Source organism: Streptomyces sp. NBC_00247 (genome assembly GCF_036188265.1).
In the GTDB taxonomy this organism is placed as follows: Bacteria; Actinomycetota; Actinomycetes; order Streptomycetales; family Streptomycetaceae; genus Streptomyces.
On sequence record NZ_CP108093.1, the window covers coordinates 4,704,415 to 4,729,053 of the forward strand.

The 24,639-nt window shown below is 70.2% G+C and carries 18 protein-coding genes and 1 tRNA gene; 11 read left to right on the forward strand and 8 right to left on the reverse strand.

What is annotated here, in order from left to right:
- Positions 1–113 precede the first annotated feature (113 nt).
- The 3 genes from OHT52_RS20330 (at position 114) to OHT52_RS20340 (ending at position 4,622) form a co-directional block, all read left to right on the forward strand.
- Positions 114–944 carry a response regulator gene (locus OHT52_RS20330; protein ID WP_328721609.1) on the forward strand — a complete coding sequence of 277 codons (831 nt, stop codon included), beginning with the start codon at positions 114–116 and terminating at the stop codon, positions 942–944.
- Between the two features lie 127 nt (positions 945–1,071).
- A complete protein-coding gene (locus tag OHT52_RS20335; RefSeq protein ID WP_328721610.1) occupies positions 1,072–3,723 on the forward strand; it encodes an alpha/beta fold hydrolase in 2,652 nt (883 codons plus the stop codon).
- Positions 3,720–4,622 (forward strand): ABC transporter permease, encoded by a 903-nt coding sequence (locus OHT52_RS20340; protein ID WP_328721611.1) that lies wholly within the window; start codon positions 3,720–3,722, stop codon positions 4,620–4,622. The genes OHT52_RS20335 and OHT52_RS20340 overlap by 4 nt, the downstream gene beginning before the upstream one ends.
- Positions 4,623–4,677: 55 nt before the next feature.
- Here OHT52_RS20340 and OHT52_RS20345 read toward each other — a convergent pair whose 3' ends face one another.
- Positions 4,678–5,622 (reverse strand): NADP-dependent oxidoreductase, encoded by a 945-nt coding sequence (locus OHT52_RS20345; protein ID WP_328721612.1) that lies wholly within the window; start codon positions 5,620–5,622, stop codon positions 4,678–4,680.
- A gap of 77 nt (positions 5,623–5,699) precedes the next feature.
- Between OHT52_RS20345 and OHT52_RS20350 the strand changes: the two genes are divergently transcribed.
- Together OHT52_RS20350 and OHT52_RS20355 are read left to right on the forward strand one after the other, a co-directional pair.
- Positions 5,700–6,176 (forward strand): winged helix-turn-helix transcriptional regulator, encoded by a 477-nt coding sequence (locus tag OHT52_RS20350; RefSeq protein ID WP_328721613.1) that lies wholly within the window; start codon positions 5,700–5,702, stop codon positions 6,174–6,176.
- 152 nt (positions 6,177–6,328) lie between these two features.
- The gene (locus OHT52_RS20355; protein WP_328721614.1) at positions 6,329–7,912 is read left to right on the forward strand and encodes a vWA domain-containing protein; all 1,584 of its coding nucleotides are present in this window, start codon (positions 6,329–6,331) and stop codon (positions 7,910–7,912) included.
- 74 nt (positions 7,913–7,986) lie between these two features.
- On the opposite strand, the gene OHT52_RS20360 is transcribed toward OHT52_RS20355, so the two are convergent.
- The 3 genes from OHT52_RS20360 to OHT52_RS20370 form a co-directional block, all read right to left on the reverse strand.
- Positions 7,987–8,853: a peptidoglycan-binding protein gene (locus tag OHT52_RS20360; RefSeq protein ID WP_328721615.1), complete on the reverse strand. Its 867-nt coding sequence runs from the start codon at positions 8,851–8,853 to the stop codon at positions 7,987–7,989.
- 155 nt (positions 8,854–9,008) lie between these two features.
- Complete coding sequence (locus OHT52_RS20365) at positions 9,009–11,465, reverse strand: glycoside hydrolase family 3 C-terminal domain-containing protein (protein WP_328721616.1); 2,457 nt, start codon at positions 11,463–11,465, stop codon at positions 9,009–9,011.
- Between the two features lie 392 nt (positions 11,466–11,857).
- Positions 11,858–14,185, reverse strand: coding sequence for a glycoside hydrolase family 9 protein (locus OHT52_RS20370; RefSeq protein ID WP_328721617.1), 2,328 nt, complete (start codon positions 14,183–14,185; stop codon positions 11,858–11,860).
- A 941-nt stretch (positions 14,186–15,126) separates the two neighbouring features.
- On the opposite strand from OHT52_RS20370, the gene OHT52_RS20375 reads away from it, so the two are divergent.
- Positions 15,127–17,250: a cellulose binding domain-containing protein gene (locus tag OHT52_RS20375; protein ID WP_328721618.1), complete on the forward strand. Its 2,124-nt coding sequence runs from the start codon at positions 15,127–15,129 to the stop codon at positions 17,248–17,250.
- 542 nt (positions 17,251–17,792) lie between these two features.
- Here OHT52_RS20375 and OHT52_RS20385 read toward each other — a convergent pair.
- Positions 17,793–17,868 (reverse strand) — tRNA-Arg (locus OHT52_RS20385).
- Between the two features lie 108 nt (positions 17,869–17,976).
- Positions 17,977–18,732 (reverse strand): GntR family transcriptional regulator, encoded by a 756-nt coding sequence (locus tag OHT52_RS20390; protein WP_328721619.1) that lies wholly within the window; start codon positions 18,730–18,732, stop codon positions 17,977–17,979.
- A gap of 77 nt (positions 18,733–18,809) precedes the next feature.
- Here OHT52_RS20390 and OHT52_RS20395 point away from each other — a divergent pair, with 77 nt between their 5' ends.
- The 3 genes from OHT52_RS20395 to OHT52_RS20410 all read left to right on the forward strand — a co-directional run bounded on the left by OHT52_RS20395 (position 18,810) and on the right by OHT52_RS20410 (position 20,578).
- Positions 18,810–19,088, forward strand: coding sequence for a hypothetical protein (locus OHT52_RS20395; RefSeq protein ID WP_328721620.1), 279 nt, complete (start codon positions 18,810–18,812; stop codon positions 19,086–19,088).
- 120 nt (positions 19,089–19,208) lie between these two features.
- Complete coding sequence (locus OHT52_RS20400; RefSeq protein ID WP_328721621.1) at positions 19,209–19,415, forward strand: hypothetical protein; 207 nt, start codon at positions 19,209–19,211, stop codon at positions 19,413–19,415.
- 431 nt (positions 19,416–19,846) lie between these two features.
- Positions 19,847–20,578, forward strand: a complete 732-nt coding sequence (locus tag OHT52_RS20410; protein ID WP_328721622.1) for a GntR family transcriptional regulator — start codon at positions 19,847–19,849, stop codon at positions 20,576–20,578.
- Between the two features lie 441 nt (positions 20,579–21,019).
- Here OHT52_RS20410 and OHT52_RS20415 read toward each other — a convergent pair whose 3' ends face one another.
- Together OHT52_RS20415 and OHT52_RS20420 are read right to left on the reverse strand one after the other, a co-directional pair.
- A complete protein-coding gene (locus tag OHT52_RS20415; protein ID WP_328721623.1) occupies positions 21,020–22,414 on the reverse strand; it encodes a HEPN domain-containing protein in 1,395 nt (464 codons plus the stop codon).
- 466 nt (positions 22,415–22,880) lie between these two features.
- Complete coding sequence (locus tag OHT52_RS20420) at positions 22,881–23,345, reverse strand: NUDIX hydrolase (RefSeq protein WP_328721624.1); 465 nt, start codon at positions 23,343–23,345, stop codon at positions 22,881–22,883.
- Between the two features lie 18 nt (positions 23,346–23,363).
- Between OHT52_RS20420 and OHT52_RS20425 the strand changes: the two genes are divergently transcribed.
- Both OHT52_RS20425 and OHT52_RS20430 read left to right on the forward strand, forming a co-directional pair.
- On the forward strand, positions 23,364–24,143 hold the full coding sequence (locus OHT52_RS20425; protein ID WP_328721625.1) for a GntR family transcriptional regulator: 780 nt from the start codon (positions 23,364–23,366) through the stop codon (positions 24,141–24,143).
- 139 nt (positions 24,144–24,282) lie between these two features.
- Positions 24,283–24,639 (forward strand): SCO3933 family regulatory protein, encoded by a 357-nt coding sequence (locus OHT52_RS20430; RefSeq protein ID WP_328721626.1) that lies wholly within the window; start codon positions 24,283–24,285, stop codon positions 24,637–24,639.

Genomic DNA, 24,639 nt, shown 5'->3' on the forward strand with positions numbered 1-24,639 from the left:
GCTGGGAAACGGTGGGTGGACCACGGGCTCCAGTACCCACCGGAGCGCGGGTCACCCTACCCCGCCGACAACGCAGGTTGTCGCGGGCCTCCCGCTCCGGCTACGGTGCGGCCATGACAGTGGAGACCTCGGCGCGTCCCGGGACGGACGAGCTCGCCGACCGCGCGCGCCGCGCGGTCGCGGACCTGGCACAGCGCCTGGCGCTGGAGCCGGACGCCGTGCCGTACGGGGAGGACCGTGACGGCGACGGCACCCCGGCGGACGAGAACTGGACCGACCCGCTCGCCTCACTGCGCGCGCTGGCCCTCCTCAGCAGAGCGGTGGACGAGTGCGCCGCCGCCGCGGCCCGCGCCGCCGCCGGCGAGGGAGCCGGCTACCCGCAGCTGGGCAGCGCCTGGGGCGTCAGCCGGCAGGGTGCCCGCAAGCGCTGGCCCGGCCTGGTCTTCACCCAACGACCCCCCTCCCGCCCCCTGCCCAACGATCACCGGAGCCCCCACATGAACGGCCTTGCCCCCCGGCGCAGCTACACCGTCCTGCTCGTGGAGGACGACGTGGCCGACGCCATGCTCATCGAGGAGGCCCTGATCGAGCGCGGTATGGCGCGGGGCATCAACCGGGTCGACGACGGGGTGTCCGCCCTGGAGTACCTGCGCGACCCCGCGAAGGACCGGCCGGACCTGATCGTGCTCGACCTCAACATGCCGCGCATGAACGGCCGTGAGCTGCTCGGCGTGCTCAAGAACGACGAGAAGCTCTCCAGCATCCCGATCGTGGTCCTCACCACCTCGGCCGCGCCCGACGACGTCCAGGACGCCTACACGCAGCACGCCAACGCCTACGTGACCAAGCCGGTCAACCTGGACGACTTCGTTCACACCGTCCAGAGCATCGACAGCTTCTTCCTGGAGACCGCCGTCCCGCCCCAGCACCGCCAGGGCGGCTGAGAACACCGGCCCCGGGGCGCGTACCGCGTCCGCAGTACGCGCCCGGGGAGCCGTACCTCTCAAGGAGGCCGGAGGGTTCCGCCCTCCGGCCCGGGGAACGCCTGACCGCACGCCCTAGGGTCGTGACATGGAGACCTCTACCCCACGACGGCTCCGGTGGCCCCGCGCGCGCGGCCGATGGGCGGCGGCCGTCGCCGCACTCGTCGTGCTCGCCGGCGCCGGCACCTGGACCGCCGTGGCCGACGACGGCACACCTCCCGTGCACCGCCAGGACCGGACGATCAGTGGCGGCGGAGTCGCCCTGGACACCTCGTACTTCACGGCCGGCGGCGGCGGGCGGCGCCCCGCCGTGCTCCTCGGCCACGGCTTCGGCGGCAGCAAGGACGACGTGCGCGCCGAGGCCGAGGAGCTCGCGGCGGACGGGTACGCGGTCCTCACCTGGTCCGCGCGCGGGTTCGGCAGGTCCGGGGGCGAGATCGGCCTGAACGACCCGGACGCCGAGGTCGCGGACGTCTCCCGCCTCGTCGACTGGCTGGCCGCCCGCCCGGAAGTCCTGCTCGACGGCGAGGGCGACCCGCGCGTCGGCGTCACCGGCGCCTCGTACGGCGGTGCGGTCTCCCTCCTCGCCGCCGGGTACGACGACCGCGTGGACGCCGTCGCACCCGTCATCACCTACTGGGACCTCGCCGACGCCCTCTTCCCGGACGGCGTCTTCAAGAAGCTCTGGGCCGGGATCTTCGTCACCAGCGGCGGTGGCTGCGAGAAGTTCGAGAAGAGGCTCTGCGCGATGTACGAACGTGTCGCGGCGAGCGGCGTACCGGACGCGGAAGCACGCGCCCTGCTGACGGAACGTTCCCCTTCCGCCGTCGCCGACCGCATCGACGTGCCCACTCTCATCGTGCAGGGCCAGACCGACTCCCTCTTCCCCCTCGGCCAGGCCGACGCCATGGCGAAGGCCGTCGCGGCCAACGGCGCACCGGTCTCCGTCGACTGGATCGCCGGTGGCCACGACGGCGGCGACACCGAGGACGCCCGCGTCCGGAGCCGCGTCGCCGCCTGGTTCGACCGCTACCTCAAGGACGACCGGGGCGCCGGCACCGGCCCCGCCTTCCGCGTCACCCGCACCGGCGGTGTCGACTCCACCGACGGGACCGCCCTCACCCGGGGCGCGAGTGCCGACAGCTACCCCGGGCTGCGCGGCGGCACCCGGGATTTCGCCCTCAGCGGGAAGACCGCGACCATCCGCAACCCGGCCGGGGGCAGCCCACCCGCGATCTCCGCCGTCCCCGGACTCGGCGCCGGACTCTCCCAGCTCTCCTCCCTCGGCGTCGGCCTCTCGCTGGACTTCCCCGGACAGCACGCCACCTTCGACAGCGCCCCGCTGACCTCCTCGGTACGCGTCACCGGCACCCCCACCGTGAAGGCCACCGTCAAGGCCCGCACCGGTGACGCCGTCCTCTTCGGCAAGGTCTACGACGTCTCCCCGGACGGCACGCGCCAGGAACTGCCCTCGCAGCTCGTCGCCCCCTTCCGGATCACCCCCGACCAGCAGGGCAAGCCCCTCGAACTGACCCTGCCCGCCGTCGACCACGCCTTCGACGCCGGGCACCGGCTCCGCCTGGTCCTCTCCGCGACGGACCTCGGCTACGCCTCCCCGGCCGAACCGAACACGTACACCGTCTCCGTCGACGGCCCGCTCTCCCTGCCCACCGACGCCGGACTGACCGCCTCGGCCGCCGGACTCCCCTGGTGGACCTGGGGACTTCCCGCAGCCGCCCTCCTGGTGGCCGCCGCACTGCTGCTCACGGCGCGGCGCCGCACCACGTCGTCACCCGCCCCGGACCCCGCACTCGCGGGCGTACCGCTCCAGATCACCGGCCTCGCGAAGAAGTACGCGGGCGCCGCCGACCGTTACGCGGTCAAGGACCTCGGCTTCCGTGTCGAACAAGGGCAGGTGCTCGGGCTCCTCGGACCCAACGGCGCCGGGAAGACCACCACCCTGCGCATGCTGATGGGCCTCATCACCCCCGACGCGGGCGAGATCCGCGTCTTCGGGGAGGCCATCCGCCCCGGTGCCCCGGTGCTCTCCCGGGTCGGCGCGTTCGTCGAAGGCGCCGGCTTCCTCCCGCACCTGACCGGCCGCGCCAACCTGGAGCTGTACTGGCAGGCCACCGGCCGCCCCGCCGAGGACTCCCGCATGGACGAGGCCCTGGAGATCGCCGGGCTCGGCGACGCGCTCGCCCGGGCGGTACGCACCTACTCCCAGGGCATGCGCCAGCGCCTCGCCATCGCCCAGGCCATGCTCGGCATGCCGGACCTGCTCATCCTCGACGAACCGACCAACGGCCTCGACCCGCCCCAGATCCGCGAGATGCGGGACGTGATGATCCGTTACGCGGCCGGCGGCCGGACCGTCATCGTCTCCAGCCACCTCCTCTCCGAGGTCGAACAGTCCTGCACCCACCTCGTGGTCATGGACCGGGGCCGACTCGTCCAGGCGGGGCCGGTCGCCGAGATCACCGGCTCCGGCGACATGCTGCTCGTCACCACCGCCGACGAGATCGCCGAACCGGTGCTCCGCAAGATCGAGGCCTTGGCGGGCATCGCCTCGGCCGTCCGCACCGAGGACGGGCGGGGGCTGCTGGTCCGGCTCGACGGCGCCACCACCTCCGCGCTGATCACCGAACTCGTCCGGCTCGACGTACCGCTCACCGGCGTCGGACCGCACCGCCGCCTGGAGGACGCGTTCCTCACCCTGATCTCCGGAGGCTCCGCATGAGCGACGTCCTCACCGGCCCCGGCTCCGGCTCCACCCGGACCCCCGGGGCACCCGGCGCGCCCGGCTACCACCCCCGCCGCACCCTCCCGCTGCGCGTCGAAGCGATGCGGCAGCTGCGCCGCCGCCGCACCCTGCTGATGGGCGGGGTGCTAGTGGCCCTCCCGTTCATCCTGATCACCGCCTTCGCCATCGGAGGCACCCCCGGTTCCCGGGGCGGCTCGGGCGACCGGATCAACCTGATGGACACCGCCACCGCCTCGGCGGCCAACTTCGCCGCCGTGAACCTCTTCGTCTCGGCGGGCTTCCTGCTGGTGGTGCCGGTCGCCCTGTTCTGCGGCGACACCGTCGCCTCCGAGGCGAGCTGGTCCTCGCTGCGCTACCTCCTGGCCGCACCCGTACCGCGCGTCCGGCTGCTGTGGAGCAAGCTCGTCGTCGCCCTCGGCTTCAGCCTCGCCGCGATGGTGCTGCTGCCCCTGGTCGCCCTGGCGGCCGGGGCGGCGGCCTACGGCTGGGGCCCTCTCCAACTGCCGACCGGCGGCGAACTCGCCCAGTCCGCCGCCCTGCCCCGGCTCGCGCTGGTCGTCGGCTTCGTCTTCGTGTCCCAACTCGTCACCGCGGCACTCGCGTTCTGGTTGTCGACGAAGACGGACGCGCCGCTGGGGGCGGTGGGCGGCGCGGTCGGCCTGACCATCGTCGGCAACGTCCTGGACGCGGTCACCGCGCTCGGCCACTGGCGCGACTTCCTGCCCGCGCACTGGCAGTTCGCCTGGGCGGACGCCCTCCAGCCCCGACTGGAGTGGGGCGGCATGATCAAGGGCTCGGCGGTGTCGGTGACGTACGCCCTGATCCTCTTCGCCCTGGCCTTCCGGGGGTTCAGCCGGAAGGACATCGTGTCCTGAGGGCTGTCCCGCCAGGAATGGCGGGACAGCCCTCAGGGGGTGCGACCGGGTCGCGTCAGGGAACGAGCACCAGCCGGCCGCGTATCCCGCCCGCCGCGAGCCGGTCGTGCGCCTCGGCGGCGCGTTCGAGGGGGAGGGTCCCGGCGACCCGCAGAGTCAGACCCATGGCGGCGAGCTCGGCCAAAGCGGCCCCATCAGCACGGATCCACTGCTGGTGGACCCGGATGCCGCGCAACGGGAGCGGGGCCGAACCGCCGACCACCGTGGCGCAGGCGCCGCCGCCGCGGACAGCGGCCAGGGCGCGGATTCCCAGTCCTGCCGTGTCGAGCGCGCCGTCGACCCCGCCCGGCACCAGGCGGCGGACCTCGGCCGCGAGGTCGGACGCGTCACGGCCGACGACCCACTCGGCGCCGATGCTCCGAGCGAACCCCTCGTCGGCGGGACCGGCCTGGGCGACGACGCGCAGGCCGCGCCGGACCGCCAGCTCGACGGCGAAACCTCCGACCGCCCCGGAGGCTCCGGTCACCAGCACCGTGGCGCCCGCGGCGAGGCCGAGCAGGTCGAGGGACTGGAGGGCGGTGAGCCCGTTCAACGGCAGCGTCGCCGCGGCCGCGACGGAGACGTCGGCCGGTGCGGGCGCGACCGCCGTCGCGTCCAGGACGAGGTATTCGGCGTAGGCGCCCAGCGACACGTCGAGCAGGTCGCGCAGCCCGATCACCCGCTGCCCCGGCGCGAACGCCGTCACCCCCGTCCCGAGCCGGTCGACGACGCCGGCGACGTCCCATCCGATCCCTGTCTGCTCGCGGGCGGCCATCAGTCCGGCTCCGACGAGCCCGCCGGAACGGGTGACCAGATCCACCGGATTGACGGTCGCCGCCTCGACACGGATGCACACCTGCCCCGGGCCGGGCTCCGGCAGCGGAACCGTCACGGCCCCGAGCACCTCGGGGCCGCCGTAACCATGGGCGACCACCGCACGCATCTTCTCTTCGGTAACCATGCCGCCCACCGTAGGAAGCCCTACTCTCCCTCAGGAAGTACGCACTTCGTGGTGCGTACGGCACCGAAAGGAGAGCCATGCCCACCCGCACGGCCGCCCAGCGCCGGAACGAAGCGAGCATCGTCTACGACGCGTACCTCGCCGAATGCCCTGCCCGACAGCTGCTGGACCGCATCTCCGACAAGTGGGTCAGCCTCGCCGTCAACGCACTCGCCGACGGCCCGCAGCGGTACACCGGACTGCAGCGCCGACTGGCGAGCGTGAGCCAGAAAATGCTCACCCAGACTCTGCGGAATCTGGAACGCGACGGGCTGGTGTCGCGGACCGTGACCCCGGCCGTCCCGGTCCGCGTCGCGTACGAGCTGACCCCGCTCGGCCGTTCGCTGCTGCCGGTCATGCGCGCGATCAAGGGCTGGGCGGAGGAGCACATGGAGGAGGTGCGCGCCGCCCGCGCCACCTACGACGCGCCGGGCACGGGGTCCGCGGACGCGGGCTCGGCGGGCCGAGGCGATCGCCCGACGACCCCGGACCACGGCGCGGACACCGCTTCGTAGGGACATCGTGTCCGGAACCTGATGTTCCGCCGCCCGGAACCTCTTCGGCTGCTCTCCGTCACCGCATCGAGACTCATCCGCAACCGGTTCGACTGCTCCCGGTGGCCCCCTCGCGCGTCCCCTTCACAGATGTCGACGACAGGGGGCCAGAGATGAACCACGGCACATCGAGACACCCGGCCGGCCCGGCGCGGGCGGGCGCGGCGCTCGCCGCGCTGCTGGTGAGCGCCGCACTGCTCGCCGGATGCTCGGCGAGCGGGTCGGGCGGCCACTCGTCCGACGGTTTCGCCGCGGACGAGCGGGGCGGCCCCGTACCCGCCCCCGCGGCCACCGCGCCGGACGAGGCGGGCAAGCAGGAGAAGGGGGACGAGGCCGCACCCGACTACCTCTCCACCTTCGCGCTGGACGTGGACACCGCGAGCTACGGATACGCGCGCCGCGTCCTCGGCGACGGGCAGCTCCCCAAGCCGGAGACCGTCCGGCCCGAGGAGTTCGTCAACAGCTTCAAACAGGGGTACGAGCGCCCGAGCGGCAACGGATTCTCCGTCAGCGTCGACGGAGCGCGCACCGGGGAAGGGGCGGACGACTGGTCGCTGCTGCGGGTCGGACTGGCCACCAAAGCGGCCGACGACACCGTCCCGAGGCCGCCCGCCGCCCTCACCTTCGTCGTGGACATCTCCGGTTCCATGGCCGAGACCGGCCGCCTGGACCTGGTGCGCACCTCGCTCGCGTACCTCACCGAGCAACTGCGCGACGACGACTCGGTGGCCCTGGTCACCTTCAGCGACGAAGCCGAGACCGTGGTCCCGATGACCGGGCTGCGCGGCCACCGCACGAAGATCCGCGAGGCCGTCGAATCGCTGCGCACCGACAGCGCCACCAACGTCGCCGCCGGGGTGGAACGCGGCTACGACGAGGCCGTGGAAGGCCGCCGCGAAGGCGCCACCAACCGGGTCGTGCTGCTCTCCGACGCCCTCGCCAACACCGGGGAGACGGACGCCGACGCGATCCTGGAGCGGATCGGCAGCTCGCGGCGCGAGTACGGCATCACCCTCTTCGGGGTCGGCGTCGGCAGCGACTACGGAGACGCGCTGATGGAGCGGCTCGCCGACAAGGGCGACGGCGACACCACCTACGTCGCCGACGAGGCCCAGGCCCGCAAGGTCTTCGTCGACCAGCTCCCCGCCCACGTCGAACTGCGCGCCCGCGACGCCAAGGCGCAGGTCGCGTTCGACCGGAAGACGGTCCGGCAGTTCAAGCTCATCGGGTACGAGAACCGGGCCGTCGCCGACGAGGACTTCCGCGACGACGACGTGGACGGCGGCGAGGTCGGCCCCGGCCACACGGTGACCGCGCTCTACGCCGTACGCCTGCGCCCGGGAGCGTCGGGCCACGTCGCCACCGCCACGGTGCGCTGGCTCGACCCGGCGACCCGGAAGGCGCGGGAGGCGACCGGCTCGGTGGAGGCCGACGCCCTCGACCAAGCGCTCTGGGGCACCTCCGACGAACGCCTCCAAGTGACCGCGACGGCGGCCTACTTCGCCGACATCCTGCGCGGCGGCACCCTCCCCGGCACCCCGCATCTCGGTGAACTCGCCTCCCGGGCGAGGAAGCTGGCGGCGGAGACCGAGGACGGCTCGGTGGCCCGGCTGGCCGACGCCATCAGCCAGGCCGCCGTACTGAAGGGCGCTGCGGACGAGATGCCGGCCGTCCCCGCCGAGGGCGAGATCGACTGAGCGCGGGACCTGCCGGGGGCCGGCGGGGCGCACGGCCGGAGTCACCGGCCGTGCCGCCCCGCCGCGTCCCCACCTCACACGTTCGGCACCTTGAGCTTCGCCCAGCTGTCCTCACCCGGTACGCCGTCGGCCGCGTCGCCGACGTACCCGAGCTTGCGCTGCCAGGCGGCGTACGAAGCGCGGTCGGACGCCGACCAGCTGGGCCCGGGCCCGACCGCGTACAGGTCGCAGCCCTCCGCCACCAGCCGCTTGCCCATGGCGGTGATGATCGGACTGTTGCGGCCCGTGGTGAAGAACCCGGCCCCGGGGAACGGCTCGTACGGCTCCGGCAGCGGCCCGTCCGGAGCGGCGCCCAGCCGGACACCGATCCGGTCGCGCATCGCGGTCATCGGGAAGCCGCGCGGGTCCACCTTCCCCGGCTGCCACTCCAGGTGCCCGATGACCGAGCGCTCGGACCACTTGTGGGTACGGCAGATCGCCGCCGCCGCCCGCTCGATCGCCAGCAACTGGGCGGCCGGCCAGGGGTCCTGGCCGTCGCCGAGGTTGACGCACTCGAAGCCGTAGAAACGGGCGTTGCCGTCCGTGTCGGCCTCGTTGTCGGCGGGCAGCGCCGCAGCCTCGGCGATCACCGCGCGCAGCACGTCCCCGTCGCCGAGACCGGCGTGGTTGGCGCGGCCGTTTCCGACCAGGTGGACGGTGCCCTCCTTGTCGATGACCCCGTGGCAGAGCGGCCCGGGGAGGTCGGAGCGGCCCGAATAGCACAGCTCCACGGAGTTCGGGGTACCGGACGTGACGGTGTGATGGATCATCACGCCATTGACGGGGCCCCAGGGGCCTTTGTGGTCACGGTTGTTCGTGCGCCAGTTCTTGTACTCCACCACCTTCAGTCCCTCGTCGCGGAGGGCCTTCAGCAGGGTGTCGGCGGTCAAGGGGGTTGCCATGGTGGTGCTCCCTCGGTGCAACTTCGTCTGCGCGGTCGTACGGAAAAATTGTGCCCCTCCGTAACCCCTTCCCAACCGTCGGTCACCGGGGCGAAGGGGCGCGCAGCGTATCGCGCCCCGCTCCGCCCCGGTGACCGAGGAGACCGATCCCCGTCCTACCGGGTGGCGATCCGTACCTGCGTACGCAGGGTCAGGTCCGCCGAGGAGCGCCCCACCGCGAACTCGTACGAGCCCGGCAGCAGGGTCCAGCCGTCCTCCACCGACCGCCACACGGCCAGCGCCTCCCGGGGGACGTCCAGGACGACGGCCGTGGAGGCGCCCGGCTCCAGCGTCACCTTGGCGAACGCCTTGAGCTGCGAGGGGGGTTCGCCCGCCACCGAGGGGAAGGTGACGTAGAGCTGTACGACCTCGCTGCCCGCGCGGGCCCCGGTGTTGCGGACCCGCAAGGTCGCCCGGTGGCCCGAACCGGCTCGGGCGACCTTCAGCCCAAAGAGCGCGAAGGTGGTGTACGACAGGCCGTGGCCGAACGGGAAGAGCGGCCGCTCGCCCGACCGCGCGTACCAGCGGTACCCGACAGCCAGCCCCTCGTCGTAGTAGACCTGCTTGCCGTCGCCCGGGAACTCCACCGGCCGCTTGGCCGGGCCCTGCGTCTCCGTCGCGGGGAAGGTCTCGGGCAGCCGCCCGCCGGGCTCCGCGTCGCCGAAGAGCATCGCGGCGACCGCGTTGCCCTGCTCCTGGCCCCCGTACCAGTTGGCCACCACCGCCGGAACCTCCGGCAGCCACGGCATCAGTACGGCGCCCGAGGTGTTGAGCACCACGACGGTACGGGGGTTGGCCGCGGCGACCGCGGCGATCAGCTCGTCCTGGTCGGCGGCGAGGGCCAGCGTGGAACGGTCCATGCTCTCGGCCGTCACGTCCACCACGACCACCACCGCGACCTCGGCCGCCGCGGCGGTGGCCGCCGCCTCGGCGATCAGCCGGTCCTGCCCCGGCTGGTGACCCACCCGCAGGCTCGCGGTACCGGAGGTGTGGCGGTAGGTGACCTCGATGGAGTGCGGACCCTCCGCCAGGGTCACGAAGCCGTTCTGCACCACCTCGGCGCCGGTCGCGTAATCCGCCACGACCGTCCCGTCGACCGTGAGCACCACCGCGCCGCCGCCGCTCAGCGAGAACCGGTGACGTCCGGCGACCGACACCGTGTACGTACCGCTGTACCGCACCGACCAGGCCCCGGTCCGCCCGCTCACCGGGGTGGGCGCGGCCGTCCAGTCGAGACGGTCGGTGGTCGTTGTGGCGAGGACCGTGCCGGTGAGGTCGGCCGACGCGTAGTAGACGGCACGCAACCCCCCGCCCAGGGCGGACGCGGGTACGGCGGGCAGGGCGCCGACCCCGAGGGTGCCGCGGGCGTACGTCACCGGGACGGGCGTCGAAGCGCTCGCGGCGCGGGCCGTGATCCCGGCGAGCGGGGTCACCACCCCGCCGTACGGGTCGACGCTGCCCGAACCACCGCCGTGCGACCGGTACCCGGCGCCGGCCGCGTCCCCGACGACCGCCACGGACCGGGGAGCGGCGAACGGCAGCACCCCGCCCGCGTTCTTCAGCAGCACACTCCCCTGGACCCCGATCCGACGGGCCAGCGACCGGTTCTCCTCGGTGGAGACGACCGTGTCCAGCAGCGTCAGCGGGTCGGGGAGCGGGTGGTCGAACAGTCCGACCCGGTACATCGCCGTCAGCACCTGCACGGCCATCGTGTCGAGCACCTCCCCGGTGACCGCCCCCCGCGCGACCGCCGACGCGAGCGCCGTACCGAAGTACGTCGACCCCGGCATCTCGGTGGTGGACCCCGCCTCGGCCGTCCGCACCGTGCTGTGCGTCCCGCCCCAGTCCGACATCACCATGCCGTCGAAGCCCCAGCCGTCCCGCAGCACGTCCTGGACCAGGGTGCGGTTCTCGTGCGTCCAGACCCCGTTGACCTTGTTGTACGCGGTCATCACCGCGCCCACACCGCCCTGCTGGACGGCGGCCCGGAACGCCGGGAAGTAGATCTCGTGCAGCGCGCGCTGGGACACCACCACGTCGATGGAGTGCCGCAGCGTCTCCTGGTTGTTGGCCGCGAAGTGCTTCACCGTCGCGATGACGTGCTGCGACTGGATGCCCCGTACGACGGGCGCCGCCAGCGCCGCGTTGAGGTGCGGGTCCTCGGTGAACGTCTCGAAGGACCGGCCCCACCGGGGCGTCCGCAGGATGTTGACGCACGGCCCGAGCGCCACGTTGTGCCCCTTGGCCGCCTGCTCACCCCCGTACGCCCTCCCGTACGTCTCGGCCGCGGCCGGGTCCCAGGTCGCGGCCAGCGCCTTGGAACAAGGCCACTGGGTCACCCCCGTCGACCCGTTGCCCACACCGCTCGGCCCGTCGGCCAGGATCGTCGCGGGGATGCCGAGGCGCTCGTTGCCCGGCACCTTGCCGATGAACCCGGGCCGGGCCACCTCCGCCTTGACGTTCACCCCGTGGAGCAGGGCGATCTTCTCGTCCGTCGTCATCCGCGCGACCAACTCGACGGCACTCGCCCGGGCCTGCGCCGACCCGGGCTGCGTCACGGGGCCGACGGACACGGGCGCGGCTCCTGCGACGCGCGGTGCTTCGGCGCTCGCGGCCTTGCCGCTCGCACCTCTGGCGCCTCCCCCTGTGTCCGTACTGGAGGCGGCGGCCCCGGGCCCCATGGCCCCGAGCCCGGCGGCGACCGTACCCGCACTCCCCAGTCTCAGCAGCGAACGACGACTGACCCGCATGGCCTTCTCCCGGTGTTGGATGCCAGGAACGTAACGGCAGGTGGCACGCCGTTCCGGGAGACACCAGCGGTGACGCCGGTCGCGGTACACCGATGCAGCCATGGGCGAACGCGGTCCCGCCCGCCGCCCCCCACCCGGCGGCGGGCCCCATGGGGCGGTCCATCACTGTCACGTTCACGGTCGCGGCGCCGTCGACGCCGCGACCGATCACGTTCTCAGGCGCAGGAAACGCCGTTCAGGGCGAAGCCCGTCGGCGCGGCGCCGGGGACACCGGTTCCCTGGAATCCGAAGGACGCCGAACCGCCCGGCGAAATGGCCTTGTTGTGGCCGGCGTCGGAGGCCGTCACGGCCACGCCGGTCTGGGTGGCGGTCGCGTTCCACGCGCTGGTGACCCTCTCGCCACCGACGAAACTCCAGACGAGACGCCATCCGTTCACCGCGGTGGTGCCGGTGTTGCGTATGGTGACGTCGGCGGTGAAGCCGCCGCCCCAGGAGGAGCCGACCTTGTAGGCGACGGCGCAACCGGCGCCCGGCGTGGGCGTCGGCGTGGGCGTGGGCGTAGGGGTCGGTGTAGGTGTAGGTGTCGGGGTGGGCGTAGGGGTCGGGGTGGGAGTGGGCGTCGGGGTCGGGGTGGGCGTCGGACCGGATCCGTCCGGAAGCGCCCCCCACTGACGCACGTCCCCGTCCAGCAGCACCAGGTGCGGCGCGTCCGCCGGGGTGGCGCCCGGGGTGCTGGGCAGGCCCTGGAGGGACCAGTCGTCGCTCGGGTCCCACGCGCCCGAGGAACTGATGCGGAACTGGACCTCCTTGCGGTACGCGGACTGCCCGGCCGGCGCGATCACCGTGTTCGAGCAGTCCACGCTCACGTAGTACACGTCGCCCGCGTACCGCGTGGGGGCGCTCGCCGTGCCGCACTGGTTGTAGTTGGTGGTGACCGTGATGTCCGCCGGCGAGACGCCGGGTTCCAGCGTGAAGTAGTACCGCAGGGAGGCGTTCGTCAGCGACCGGGCGGGCCAGGCCGACTTGTTCACCAGGTACGCCTTGATCTCGGTGAAGTTGCTCCCGGAGGCGTTCACCGACGCCTGCGCCAGCACCTGCGGCCCGTCCGGCTGCTCGGTCGGCGGGAAGGCGGTGAGCGGGGCGCCGCCGTACTCGGCGTACAGGCGGGCGAGGGCGCCGGTGAACGCCGCGTTGTAGTCGGTGGCGACCTCGTTGTTCGTGTAGTTCTGCCGGTCGTCCGTGTAGGCGTCGTCGGGAGCGCTCGGTCCGCCGACGAGGGCCCCGTAGAGCGTGTGACGGCTTTCGGCGGGGCTGGTGATCTGGTCGGTCCATGAGCCGTGCGAGGTCCGGTGGTGCGGCTTGGTGGGAGGTGTGTCGCCGAAGCCGACGACGTAGCTCGCCTTGCGCGGGTTGTCGCCGAGCGCGTAGTCGATCTGGCGCACCGCGAAGTCGTGGTAGCGCGCCTTGCGGGTCGCGTCGCCCGTCAGCCAGTCGCTGTAGGAGAGTGCGGCGAACGCGGTGTTGGCCGCGTACCGCAGGGAGCCCCACGAGTCCAGTACGGCCTCGCCGCCGGGAGAGTAGCGGACCTTCTCACCGTTCACCCCGGACGTCCACCAGTCCAGCCACCGGTTGGTGTCGTCGATGTACTTCTGCTTTCCGGTGATCTTGGCGAGCAGCACGTAGGAGCCGTAGGAGGTGTCGTCCCAGGAGAGTGTCCACCGGTACGAGCGGGTGGTGGTCTGCGGCTCGGTGGAGAGGCCGTCGTAGTACTGCTCGGCCTTGGCGAGATAGGCGGCGTCACCGGTGGCCCGGTAGAGCCAGACTGCACCCCACACCAGCTCGTCCTGGTATCCGCTCCAGGAGTTGTAGTACGACTTCGCGTCGGTGATGCAGTCGCTGTACTTGCCGCGGTAGGTGTCGGCGAACGCGTACAACTGCTTCGCGTGGGTGACGAGCTTCGCCGCGTAGGCCGGGTCGTCGTCGGCGAACAGCATGGAGGAGGAGGCCATCGCGGCGGCCGTCTGCCCCGCGAGGTCCGTACCGGGGCAGGAGGCGTCGATCCGGTAGGCGGGCCGGGCCATCGGCATCACCTCGGCCGGACCCCACCACTTGTGGTCGTCGGCGCCGTTGCCCACCTGGCCGTACAGCACGTTCGGAGACGGGTGGGCCTTGACGAAGTAGTCGTTGACGAAGCGCAGGCTGTCCTTGAGGTACTTCAGCTGCCCCGACGCGGCGTACGCGGCCTTCTGCTCCACGCCGCCCCAGGCCAGGACGGTGGTGCTGTACGCCATGGGCAGACCGAACTTGACGTGGTCGCCGGCGTCGTACCAGCCGCCGGTCAGGTCCAGACCGGCGTCCTTGCCGTCGTCCAGACCCGAGTCGCCGCGCCATGAGACCCGGTTGTCGTCGGGCAGGCGGCCGGAGCGCTGGGCCTCGTAGAAGAAGAGCGACTTCTGCAGCGCCTCGCCGTAGGCGAACGTGGGTGCGGCCACGGCAGGAGCCGCGGCGAGCGGCGTGAGGGCGGCGGCGAGCAGAGCGGTCACACCGGCGAGGGCGACGCCCCAGCGGGAACGACGTGCTTGGGGGGCACGGCGGGGAGGGGAGGGCGGGAGGAGCGTGCGGGGCGAGTGCGGGAGGGCTGGCAGGCGCAAGGGATCGCCTTTCGGTTCCGTGGGTGGGCGGCGGCGGGCGGCGGGGGTTCGGTGCGTCGGAGCGGTGTACCGGGCGGTGCGGCCGATGGCGGAGGCGTTCCTGGTCGAACGCGAACCGTGCCCGCGGATGCGGGCGTGTCCCGTCGGAGGGATTCCCGGGCCGGCGGGACGGCCCGTCGGACAGCGGGGTCAGCCGAGGTCCACGTCGCCGCGCAGGAAGTACGGCTGGCCCATGGGCGAAGCAGGCCACCTACGCGGAGGCGCGGGAGGCATGCCACCTCCGCTGAGGCGCGATCCGGTGCTTTGTGTGTACCTGACAAGCCATGATGTCTTCTTTCCATGGAGGAGCGTCGGCCATGGCGGCGGCGTGAGGCGCTGTGGGAGCGCTCCCGCGCTTCAGATTGCCGCGCCGTGAAACGAAGCGGCAATGTGCGAACGCGCCACTTCCACGCCGTGTGGCTGAAACTGTGCGTCCGGTGGGTGCGCGAAGGCGACCGTGGCGTGCTGGTCGGGCGGGTGAGCGCCGAACCGACCCGGACTCGTCGTAGGGCCTCCGAAATCACTTTGATGCACGGGCGTTGACAGGGCGTCACCCCGCTCCCAGTATGGGAGCGCTCCCATTGGCGGGATCCGGCCGACCCGTATGTGCCCGGCCGCACCGCGCTCACGTTTCGTCTTCCGCGCCGCCCGCGCGGCACGTTCCGCTGCCCGGTCGGAACGTTCTGCCGCCCGGTCGACGCTTCACCTGCCACGCCGGTCGTGCGCCTGCTCAGCGGCACGGCCCGACATCCACCGACCCGCTCGTGACGACGGACCACCCAGTGAGGACTCTCATGCCAGCACCGCACGGAACCGGCCGCCCGGCCGCCACCGGCTTACGCCCCCTCGCGCGCGGCGCGGCCGTTCTGGCCGTGGCCTCGGCCCTGCTGACGTCGCTGGTCGGCGTCGCGCCCGCCGCGTCTTCGGCGACCGATGTCGCGGACGTCGCCGTCCAGGTCAACGCCCAAGCGGCGCTGGGCCGGCTGTCCGACACCGCCCGCGGCGTCAACACCGCGGTGTGGGACTCGCACATGAACGATCCCGAGGTGGCCGACCTCATGAAGGCGGCCGACGTGGGCGCGATGCGCTACCCCGGCGGGTCGTACGCGGACATCTACCACTGGGAGACGCACACGGCACCCGGGGGCTATGTCGCCCCGGGCACCGGTTTCGACGCCTTCATGGGCACCGTCGCCGCCACCGGCGCGCAACCCATCCTGATCGCCAACTACGGCTCGGGCACGCCCGAGGAGGCGGCCGGCTGGGTCAGGTACGCGAACGTCACGAAGAAGTACGGCGCGAAGTACTGGGAGATCGGCAACGAGATCTACGGCAACGGTCATTACGGCAGCGGCTGGGAGCAGGACGACCACCAGGACAAGAGCCCCAGCGAGTACGCCCGCCAGGTGCGCGCCTACGCCGCGGCCATGAAGGCCGTCGACCCGACCATCAAGATCGGCGCGGTCCTCACCTCTCCGGGCGAATGGCCGGACGGCGTGGTCGGCGAGGGGGACCCCGGTGACTGGAACAACACCGTGCTGCCCGAAGTGGCCGACGTCATCGACTTTGTGAGCGTCCACTGGTACGCGGGTGGGTCCGACACCACCGCGGCGGACGCCTCGGCCAGGCTGGCGAGGCTGCCGGGTGAACTGCGGGAGGTGCGCAGCCAGCTCGACCGGTACGCGGGGGCCGACTCACCGGGCATCGGCATCGCCCTCACCGAGATCAACACCAACACGGGTGGTGCTCGGCTCACCGCCCGCCCCAACGGACTCTTCGCCGCCGACGCGTTCATGACGGCCCTGGAGAACGGCGTGTTCAACGTCGACTGGTGGAACACCCACAACGGCGTCGGCCAGATCACGACCGTCGACGGCGAGACGGACTACGGCGACATGGGGATGCTCTCCAGCGGCGCGTGCGCCGGTGACGTGTGCGAGCCGGCACCGAACACGCCGTTCCACCCCTACTACGGCATGAAGATGACCAGCCAACTGGGCACCGAGGGCGACACCATGGTCGCTGCCGCGTCCTCCGCGCAGGACGTCTCGGCACACGCGGTTCTCCGTCGCGACGGGAGGCTGAGCGTCCTGCTCGTCAACAAGAACCCGGAAGCCCGGACCGTGGACCTCGCGTACGCGGGCTTCACTCCGGCCGCCACCGCGCCCAAGGCCAGCCGGTACGCACCGGGCGACAGCGACATCACCGCGCTGGCCGCCGGGCAGGCGTCCACGTCCCGGGTCACCGTGCCGGCGTCCGCCCTGCTCACCATCACCCTCGAACCGCGAGCCGGCACCGGTCCGGGGGCCTCGGCCGCCGGAACCCCGGCCACCCCGAAACTGGAGGGGGTGACCGACACCACCGCGCGGCTGTCCTGGAGCAGCGCGACGGGCGCCGCCCGCTACCTGGTCCAGGAGCGCGACGGCGCGCACACCTACCTGATCGGTGAGACCACCGGCACCTCCGTGACCCTGCGGAACCTGCCCCCGGGCAGCACCCACACGGTCAACGTACTGGCGGCCGACGCCTCGGGACGGCTTTCCGGAGCGTCCTCCCCGCTGACCTTCACCACCGGCGTCCCGTCGGACGCGGCATGCGCGGTGACCTACCACCGTGACACGAGCTGGGGCAACGGATTCGTGTCCACGGTCACCGTCCGCAACCTCTCCGACGTGCCGATCACCGGCTGGACCGTCGACTGGGACTGGCCGACCGGTACTCAGAAGGTGGACTCCGGCTGGAACGCCACGTTCCAGCAGACCGGCTCCCACGTGCGGGTGACCGCACCCGACGGCGCGGGGCAGCTGGCTCCGGACGGCGGCTCGACGGCCTCCTTCGGATTCGTCGGCGCCAACGACGGACCCAACCCCGACCCGACGGCCTTCCGCCTCAACGGCACGGTCTGCTCCAGCGGCTGACGCGCGGTCCGGCCGGTCCGCCGCGGACCCGTCGCGGTCCATCCCTGACCATCCCGGTCCATCCCTGTCCATCTAGGCCCATCTAGGTCCACGACACCCGCAGGCCCACCCTCCCGCGCTGATCGTCCCCGCGGCAGGGTGGGCCGACGCCCACCGGGCGGCGGGTGTACGACAACCGGCACACGCGCCTGACGAAGTGGCTGAATGACGGCGTTCCGCCGGCCCAGGTCGCGGACTGGGCGGGCAACAGTGTTCCGGTACTTCTGGCCACCTATGCGCGGTGCGTGGACGGGCAACATCCCGATCTCAAGAGGCGGCTCGAAGCGGCGGGGGACCTCCCGGAGCCGCCGGACGCCGATTGACCGTCCGCCGAAAACTTCGACTCGTATTCGACTCGGCCACCCGCAAAAACCCGGTGACAGCCGTACGGTCCCGGTGTCCGACCTTGATCGCAGAGGCGGACTCCGGGGCTTCGCCGCCCCCACCAAAACCTGCCCTGACCAGCGAAAAGCCCTCCCGATGGGGAGGGCTCTCGGCAGTGCCCCCGGCAGGACTCGAACCTGCGGCCAAGCGCTTAGAAGGCGCTTGGTGCGTTTCGGTCCGTACCCTGTCTGACCTGCTGCTCAGCGTGACTGTCTCGCCCTTGCGACGGGTCTTCGGCACACATTCGACTGGCGCCCATGATTGGCTCTGCCTCCTCCGGCGCTTCCGACTGGCCGGGGTCTACTACCGATTGATCGGGATCTCGTAGACGATCTCGCAGTGCGCGACCGGCACCACGATGTCGGCCGTCTCGACGGGCCGGCCCTGGTCGGAGTAGTACGTCCGGCGGATGTGCGTCACGTACGCGCCGTTCTGGATGCCGAGGAGTGACGCCTCCTCCGCGGTTGCCCCGCGCGGCTCCGGCTGTTCCACTGCGTGCCCGACAGTGATGCCGATGACGGCCATCCGGTTCACCACGCCGACCCCGGCGTGCGGGCCTCCCTCGGGGAGGACGACGAGTGTGCCGACCGTGAGTTCGTACGGCTCCCAACTCGTCGACAGCTGCACTGGCCGCCCGTTCGCCAGGAACTCGTACACCGTCCGGACGCACAGATCACCCTCGGCGATACCGAGACGCGCCGCGATGTCCGCCGGCGCCGGGACCTTCACGTCGGACCGGCTCTCCCAGTCGCTCTGCCTGCCCACGGCCTTCATGTCCGCCCGGAACGGTGAACCGTCCGGCTGCTCGCGCGCCGAAGAGCGGACCATCCGCACGCGCTCCCTGGGTTCGGCCACGTAGGTGCCCGATCCCGCGCGGCCCTCCAGCAGGCCCTGGGAGATCAGTAGTTCCTGCGCCCGGCGCACCACGTTCTCGCCCACGCCGTACTCCTGGCCGATCTGGGCGCGGGACGGCAGGCGGTCTCCGGGTTCCCAGACGTGCTCTGCGATCCGCCGCCGCAGCTCGTCGGCGATGCGGAGATAAGGCGCTTGCTCAGGCATATGGAAAATCTAGTCCACTAGCCCTAATCTAGTTAACTAGCTTCACTCAAAGTGATCGCTGTTAACGGAGGCTGCCTGTGCCCAGCTCGGGAGTAAGTGCGGCGTCGATCGCTGCTCGGCTGTCCGCCCTCGGGCTGCGCCCACGCATCAAGGAACACGCCCGGTACACGGCGGTCGAAGCGACGGTCCCGGAATCCCTGCCGGCCGAGTCCTGGGGCGAGGTCCTGGCGGCGGTGGGCGAGGCGGACCGATTCGGCCTCCTCGCCACCAGTTCTAACGTCCGCACCCTCTGGGCGGTCGTACGCAAAGCGGTCCCCACGACGGGCTATGTCGGGGGACCGGGCTATCAGCGATAGGAGCTGAACAGCATGTTCAACCGTATCCGCCGTGCCCTCTCGATCACCAGAAGCGGGCACGCGTTCAAGGGTCGGCATCGTCGGCTGGAAGTACCCACCAGGCCGTCTGGCGGAGCCAGCGTGACGGCACCCGCTCACGCGCCGAGGGTCAACCAGGACTCGGACGGCGACAGCGGGCGCCACCGGTACGCGCTCGCGGGAGAGGACTCCGCGCTCGTCCGCCCGTACGTCCTGGCGGCTTGGGAGAAGCGCACGCAGCCTCGTTCGCTGTTCGTGGCTCCCCACCTGTCCGCCGCGGCCTGGTCGTCGCTCACGGGGGCATCCTGATGGCTCTGCGCCTGAGGGGCGTTGTCGCGTCGATCGAGGACCCTCCCTACCGTTCGGCCACCTGTCGGGTCGGGACCCACGACGCCTGCACGGAGTTTCCGGCGCTCCTAGCACCCATCGCCCTCCCTTTGGTCTACGAGGTGTGCGATTGCCCCTGCCATGTGCAGTCCGGCCGCCCCGTACAGGCGGAGCACAAACGGTGAGGGGAAACGGGGCTGGGCGGCTCCTGGCGTCGCATGTGGACATCACCTCGACCACCGTCCTGTGCGGGGACATCATCCAAGTCGGCGGCCGTGCCTGCCGCGTGACCAATCTCCTCCAGTTGCCCCACGGAGCCAAGCAACTCCTTCTCGACTCCGGCGAACTCCTGACGATGCACCCGCGGACCCGCTTTGTCGCCGTGCGCATGATGAGAAGGCGGTGACCCGACGGTGCCCTTCCGTCATCGCGAAATCGCCGACGATCTACGGCAACAGATCACGACCGGCCGTCTCGGCCCCGGCGAACGCCTCCCGTCCGAGCCGGCGTTGGCCGCGCAGTACGCGGTGAGCACGGGAACCCTGCGGCGTGCCCTCTCTGTGCTCCAGGGGGAAGGGCTGATCGACAAGTTCCACGGCCGAGGGAACTTCGTTCGCCGTCCTCTGCGCAGGTTCATGTACGTCGGCGGGTGGGGGACGTTCGACCCGTGGACCGCCGCGGACGCCTCGCTCCGAGTCACCGTTCGCACGGCCACGGTTCCAGCGCAGGGGCTTCTGGCCGGCCTGCTGGACGTGCCCTCAGGCAGCCCCGTCGCGGAGTACGTCTGCGTTAGCCATGAGGGGGCGTCGCCACTCGGCCTGGCCCGGATATATCTCCCGCACCACCTGCCCCACGCCGGCCTCCTGGGCGAGGAGCCTTCGTACGAGCAAGCGGCCAAGCGGTTCGCCGTGCTGAGTTCATCGCCGGTCGAGGTCCGCGAGACGGTCTGTGCCCGCCCGCCGACACCGGACGAAGTCTCGGCGCTGCGGATCAGTCCAACCGCGGCAGTCCTCGCGATCACGCGCGCCGCCACTGACTCCGCTGGGCGCGTTGTGGAAGCCGCGCTTCTGACCTTCCCGGGAGACCGCACCGACGCGGTCTTCATCGTCCACCACGCAGCCAGTGAGGGGCCATCGCAGCCATGATGGAACAAAGGGAACTACGCCTGCTCCCGTGGGTCGGGCCGGAGGAAAAGTCTTGTTACCTAAGCACAAATGACGATGATAGCCACTTGTCCCGCCTGGCGGACACGATTGAAGCGACCCAAATGAGCCTGGCCGCTGATCTCTCGAGGTGGGCGGTTGATGTCCTTGGCGACGACGATGCGTGCTCGGAGGAGTTGCGAGAGGTTGCGGGGAGTTGACCCAAGCGCTACGAGACGTGATACGTGTGGCGGTCAGCCGGAGCCGCTTCTCGGGACCAAGTGAATCTCGCCCTGTTTGAACAGAGCAGTCGCTATCCGCGAAGGCGGAATCCAGCTGATCAGGCGACGGTACTACTAGACCTGGTGCCGGAGGTCCCCAACTGGCAACAGTTGGGGACCTCCGTGCGCCCATCTGTTGCGTTTCGAGGCCGGGATGGGCCGTTTACGCCGATTTCGCCGCTGCGATTATTTCCTGAGTTTGCTCGGCAGTGAATTGTACGGAGTCGTTATTTCGCATCGTTTCGAGGTATCCCTCCTTGAAGTTGCAGAACCTCATTAGGCATGCCAGAACAAGCAAATGCAGAGACTCCGAGAGCCAATAGAGCTCTGCTGAGGATGCTCCGGCACCCTTGCCCTTGTCGTGGTGAACCATTCGGTTGCGTGAATTTGTCACCATGTCCGCCCACTCTTTGGGTTCGCACCCGATGATGGTGGAGAGTTGACCAAACTCGGCAAGTTCCCTGAGGCGATTCCTCAATCGAGGCTCGTTCGAATAGGCCAACTGTTGGCTGAGCCATCCACGATGTTTTTTGGGCACGTAACGAACAATCATTTTGCGAAAATTCTTGTACTCTGCGGCCGGGCTGACCTCGTTGGGAAACTCCATTCGGTGGAGTGTTTCTGCTGCGGAGACAGCGTTGAAGAACTTGTTCTCCACGTACATTTGCCTGTAGCGAGAAGAAAGGGAAAGCCCGAGCACGACTCGGCGGTCCCGAGTGAATTCGAGCCATCTGACCAGCGCCTGAAGCCCTCCAGCTTGCTGGTAGTTCAAAAGCATCTCATGGGATGCCTTTGGTGTCGCCGTTGGGTTCGTAGACTGCTGACCGTAAGCGCTAACCCTTACTCTTCTGCTTTTGGGTTCGTTTTCATCCGAGTCTGAAACCCAAAGTCCAATGCCTGTCGGACTTGCGGTTGAGTCTGTGAGTGCAGTGAGTAGGTCCTGGAGGGAGGAAATGTCATGCTTGATTTTCGAGTACTCGACCTCATGGTCGTAGGTAATTCGAAAGCTGAAGTCTTGCTCGAAGCCCGGATTCTGCTTGCTTCCAAGAATTTTCCATGAGTTTGTTATGGCCAACTTGAAGCCCTCGGCAGAGATCTCCTCGGTGGGAATCGTTTTTAGGGTCAGCGTTGCTCTCTCTAGTTTCTTTGATGAGTCATTGACTGCGTACTCACGCGATACGGCGGTCTGTGACATCCAGTCGAATAGGTTGTTGAATTCTACTGTTACTTGGTCGAATCGGAGATCGTTTGGGTCTAGTAGTCCCATGCCTGCGAAGAGAGATTCAGCTCGATAGTCCTCTCGTTGGAATCCTGGGGATTCGAAGCGCCCGCTTACGCGTCTGCAATTGACGAGGGTTAGGTACCTCTTTCCTGCGACGCCATGAATGGCTTCCCTGTTTATGGTGTCGTCGAGATCTTCGCCGAAGTGCGTCTCGGAGAAGCTTCCGATCAGCGTAAGAAGAGTTCCCTTCGCGGGGTCGAATGAGATGCGCCCTGCCACCCGGTTTTCTTCGTCGTCGGGCAGCCAAAAAAGCCCATCGCTTTCGAACGATTCCATGGGGCCCCCTTACTGTGGTCGGGGTCACATGCTAGGAGGTTGTGAGCGTGCGCGGTAGCGCTTTCCAGAGACGTCTCTTCTGGCGGATCGAACATGCCGACTCGCTGGTGTGCAGTTGAGGTCGGCGGAGCGGGTTTGGCCGGTGTCCTGCCCGGTTTGGGGTCGAGCATGATCAGGGGGCCGTACGCTGGCCGGCAACTCGGGCAGGCTGTGGACCTGCCCGGAATTTGAACGAGTGGCCCCCTGGTCTTGCTCGGCGCGGGACCCGAACCGGGGAGGTGGCTAAAGCCGTGGAGCCGACCGCCCCAGCCACAGAGGGTTTCTCCCCACCACGGTGCTCGCTTCAGCCGCGCGACCGGCGTAGCCGGGGCCAGAGCGGGCCGAAGGCAGGAGCGTCGGGCCCCGGCGGTGAGCCGGGGAGCGCGCGGCGAGCGGAGCGAGCCGCCTTGATGAAGTAGAGAAAGTCTTATCCCGTTGGGATCAGGTTCTTCCCGTCGTGGCTCCGGACGTGGGGCCCGTTCCCGTCCAACGCGTCCAGGAGCCGTACCGCGTACGCCTCGCTCATGCGGTCGGTGACCTCGTCGGGGGTGAGCCAGGAGACGGCCGTGGTCTCGCCGGATGTGCGCTCCGCCCCGCCCGACGGCTTGCAGCGGAAGACCAGGGCGACGATGCCGCGGGTCATGTTCTTGTAGACGCCGGTGAGTTCGTCGATCTCGACGTGGATGCCGGTCTCCTCCAGGACCTCGCGGGCGACGCCGGCCTCCGGAGTCTCGTCGAGTTCGAGGATGCCGCCGGGGAGTTCCCAGGTGCCGTTGTCGGCTCTGCGGATCGCCAGGAGTCGCCCGTCCTCGCGCACCACTACTCCGGCAACGGACACGGAGTGCAGGGGAGGGGTGGTCGCTTCCTGTGATTGACTCATGTAGAGGAGCATAGGAGGCAGAGAAGGACTATGGGAACTGCGGCGGGAGGGGTCGGTTCCGGCCCCCGGTACGTGCAGATCGCGGATGAGATCGTGCAGCAGATCCGGGCGGGGGTTCTCAAGGCCGGGGACATGGTGCCGAGCGAATCCGAGCTGGTGGACCGCTACGGCGTCTCCGGCGGAACGATCCGCAAGGCCATGGTCGAGGTGCGGGCGAGCGGCCTGGTCGAGACCCGGCACGGCAAGGGCTCGATCGTGAAGAACCGGCCACCGGTGCGGCACCGTTCGTCCGACCGTTTCCGGCGCTCGCTCCGACAGGGCGGTAAGGCTGCCTACCTCGCGGAGTCCGCTCAGTCCGGTGCCACCGCCAAGGTGAGCGTCCTCTACATCGGGCCTATGGAAGCACCCGAGGATGCCGCCGCGCGGCTGGGCGTCCCCGCCGGCGAACAGGTGCTGGCCCGTCGCCGCCTCTACTTCCGTGACGGCACTCCGGTCGAGACCGCAACGTCCTACCTCCCCTGGGAGGTTGTGAAGGACATCCCGGAGCTGTTCGCCGAGAACCCCGGCGGTGGTGGCATCTACGCCCGACTCGAAGATCACGGGCATGAGTTCGCGGAGTTCGTCGAGACGCTGCAAGCGCGTCCGGCCTCGAAGGCGGAGGCAGTGGAGCTCGCTCTCAGCCCGGGTACGCCGGTGGTCCATCTGATCCGTGAGGCTCGTACCGCCGCGGGGCTCGTGGTGGAGGTCTGCGACACCCTCATGGCCGCTGACCAGTTCGTTTTCGAGTACCGCATCCCCGCTGACAGCTGACGCGCGCTCAACTCCTCACAACCCGTCGTGAGTTCCTGCTCGCGGCGGGTTGACTCATGTATAGGAGTGATGCACTCTTCTTCATGTCACTCATGTACATGAGTGACGGAGTCCAGCACATATAGAGGAGTGATCTGCTGTGCGTCAGATTCCTGTCGACACCTCCAGCGCGGTCGTGATGGTCGCCAAGTCCCCGCAGGTGAAGCTGCGGGACCGCCGTACCGGCGAGATCGCCACCGACACCGAGACCGGAGCGAAGCTCATGACGGTCGACGTCATGTTCGCGGCCAACGACGAAGTGGAGATCCTGTCCGTCACCGTCCCGGAGACCGGGATCAGCGGTGAGCTGGTGATGGGCTCGCCGGTCGCGCTCACGGGGCTCATCGCCCGGCCCTGGGAGAACGACTTCAACGGCCAGAAGCGGCACGGCATCGCGTTCCGCGCCGTCGCGGTCACCTCGCTCGCCGCCGCCTCCGCAGGGTCCAAGGCGGCTTGA

What these genes read in the sequence shown, in the direction of transcription:
- OHT52_RS20330 (WP_328721609.1), top strand. Translation starts at nt 114, where the DNA reads ATGACAGTGGAGACCTCGGCGCGTCCCGGGACGGACGAGCTCGCCGAC.
- OHT52_RS20335 (WP_328721610.1), top strand. Translation starts at nt 1,072, where the DNA reads ATGGAGACCTCTACCCCACGACGGCTCCGGTGGCCCCGCGCGCGCGGC.
- OHT52_RS20340 (WP_328721611.1), top strand. Translation starts at nt 3,720, where the DNA reads ATGAGCGACGTCCTCACCGGCCCCGGCTCCGGCTCCACCCGGACCCCC.
- OHT52_RS20345 (WP_328721612.1), bottom strand. Translation starts at nt 5,622, where the DNA reads ATGGTTACCGAAGAGAAGATGCGTGCGGTGGTCGCCCATGGTTACGGC.
- OHT52_RS20350 (WP_328721613.1), top strand. Translation starts at nt 5,700, where the DNA reads ATGCCCACCCGCACGGCCGCCCAGCGCCGGAACGAAGCGAGCATCGTC.
- OHT52_RS20355 (WP_328721614.1), top strand. Translation starts at nt 6,329, where the DNA reads ATGAACCACGGCACATCGAGACACCCGGCCGGCCCGGCGCGGGCGGGC.
- OHT52_RS20360 (WP_328721615.1), bottom strand. Translation starts at nt 8,853, where the DNA reads ATGGCAACCCCCTTGACCGCCGACACCCTGCTGAAGGCCCTCCGCGAC.
- OHT52_RS20375 (WP_328721618.1), top strand. Translation starts at nt 15,127, where the DNA reads ATGCCAGCACCGCACGGAACCGGCCGCCCGGCCGCCACCGGCTTACGC.
- OHT52_RS20390 (WP_328721619.1), bottom strand. Translation starts at nt 18,732, where the DNA reads ATGCCTGAGCAAGCGCCTTATCTCCGCATCGCCGACGAGCTGCGGCGG.
- OHT52_RS20415 (WP_328721623.1), bottom strand. Translation starts at nt 22,414, where the DNA reads ATGGAATCGTTCGAAAGCGATGGGCTTTTTTGGCTGCCCGACGACGAA.
- OHT52_RS20420 (WP_328721624.1), bottom strand. Translation starts at nt 23,345, where the DNA reads ATGCTCCTCTACATGAGTCAATCACAGGAAGCGACCACCCCTCCCCTG.
- OHT52_RS20425 (WP_328721625.1), top strand. Translation starts at nt 23,364, where the DNA reads ATGGGAACTGCGGCGGGAGGGGTCGGTTCCGGCCCCCGGTACGTGCAG.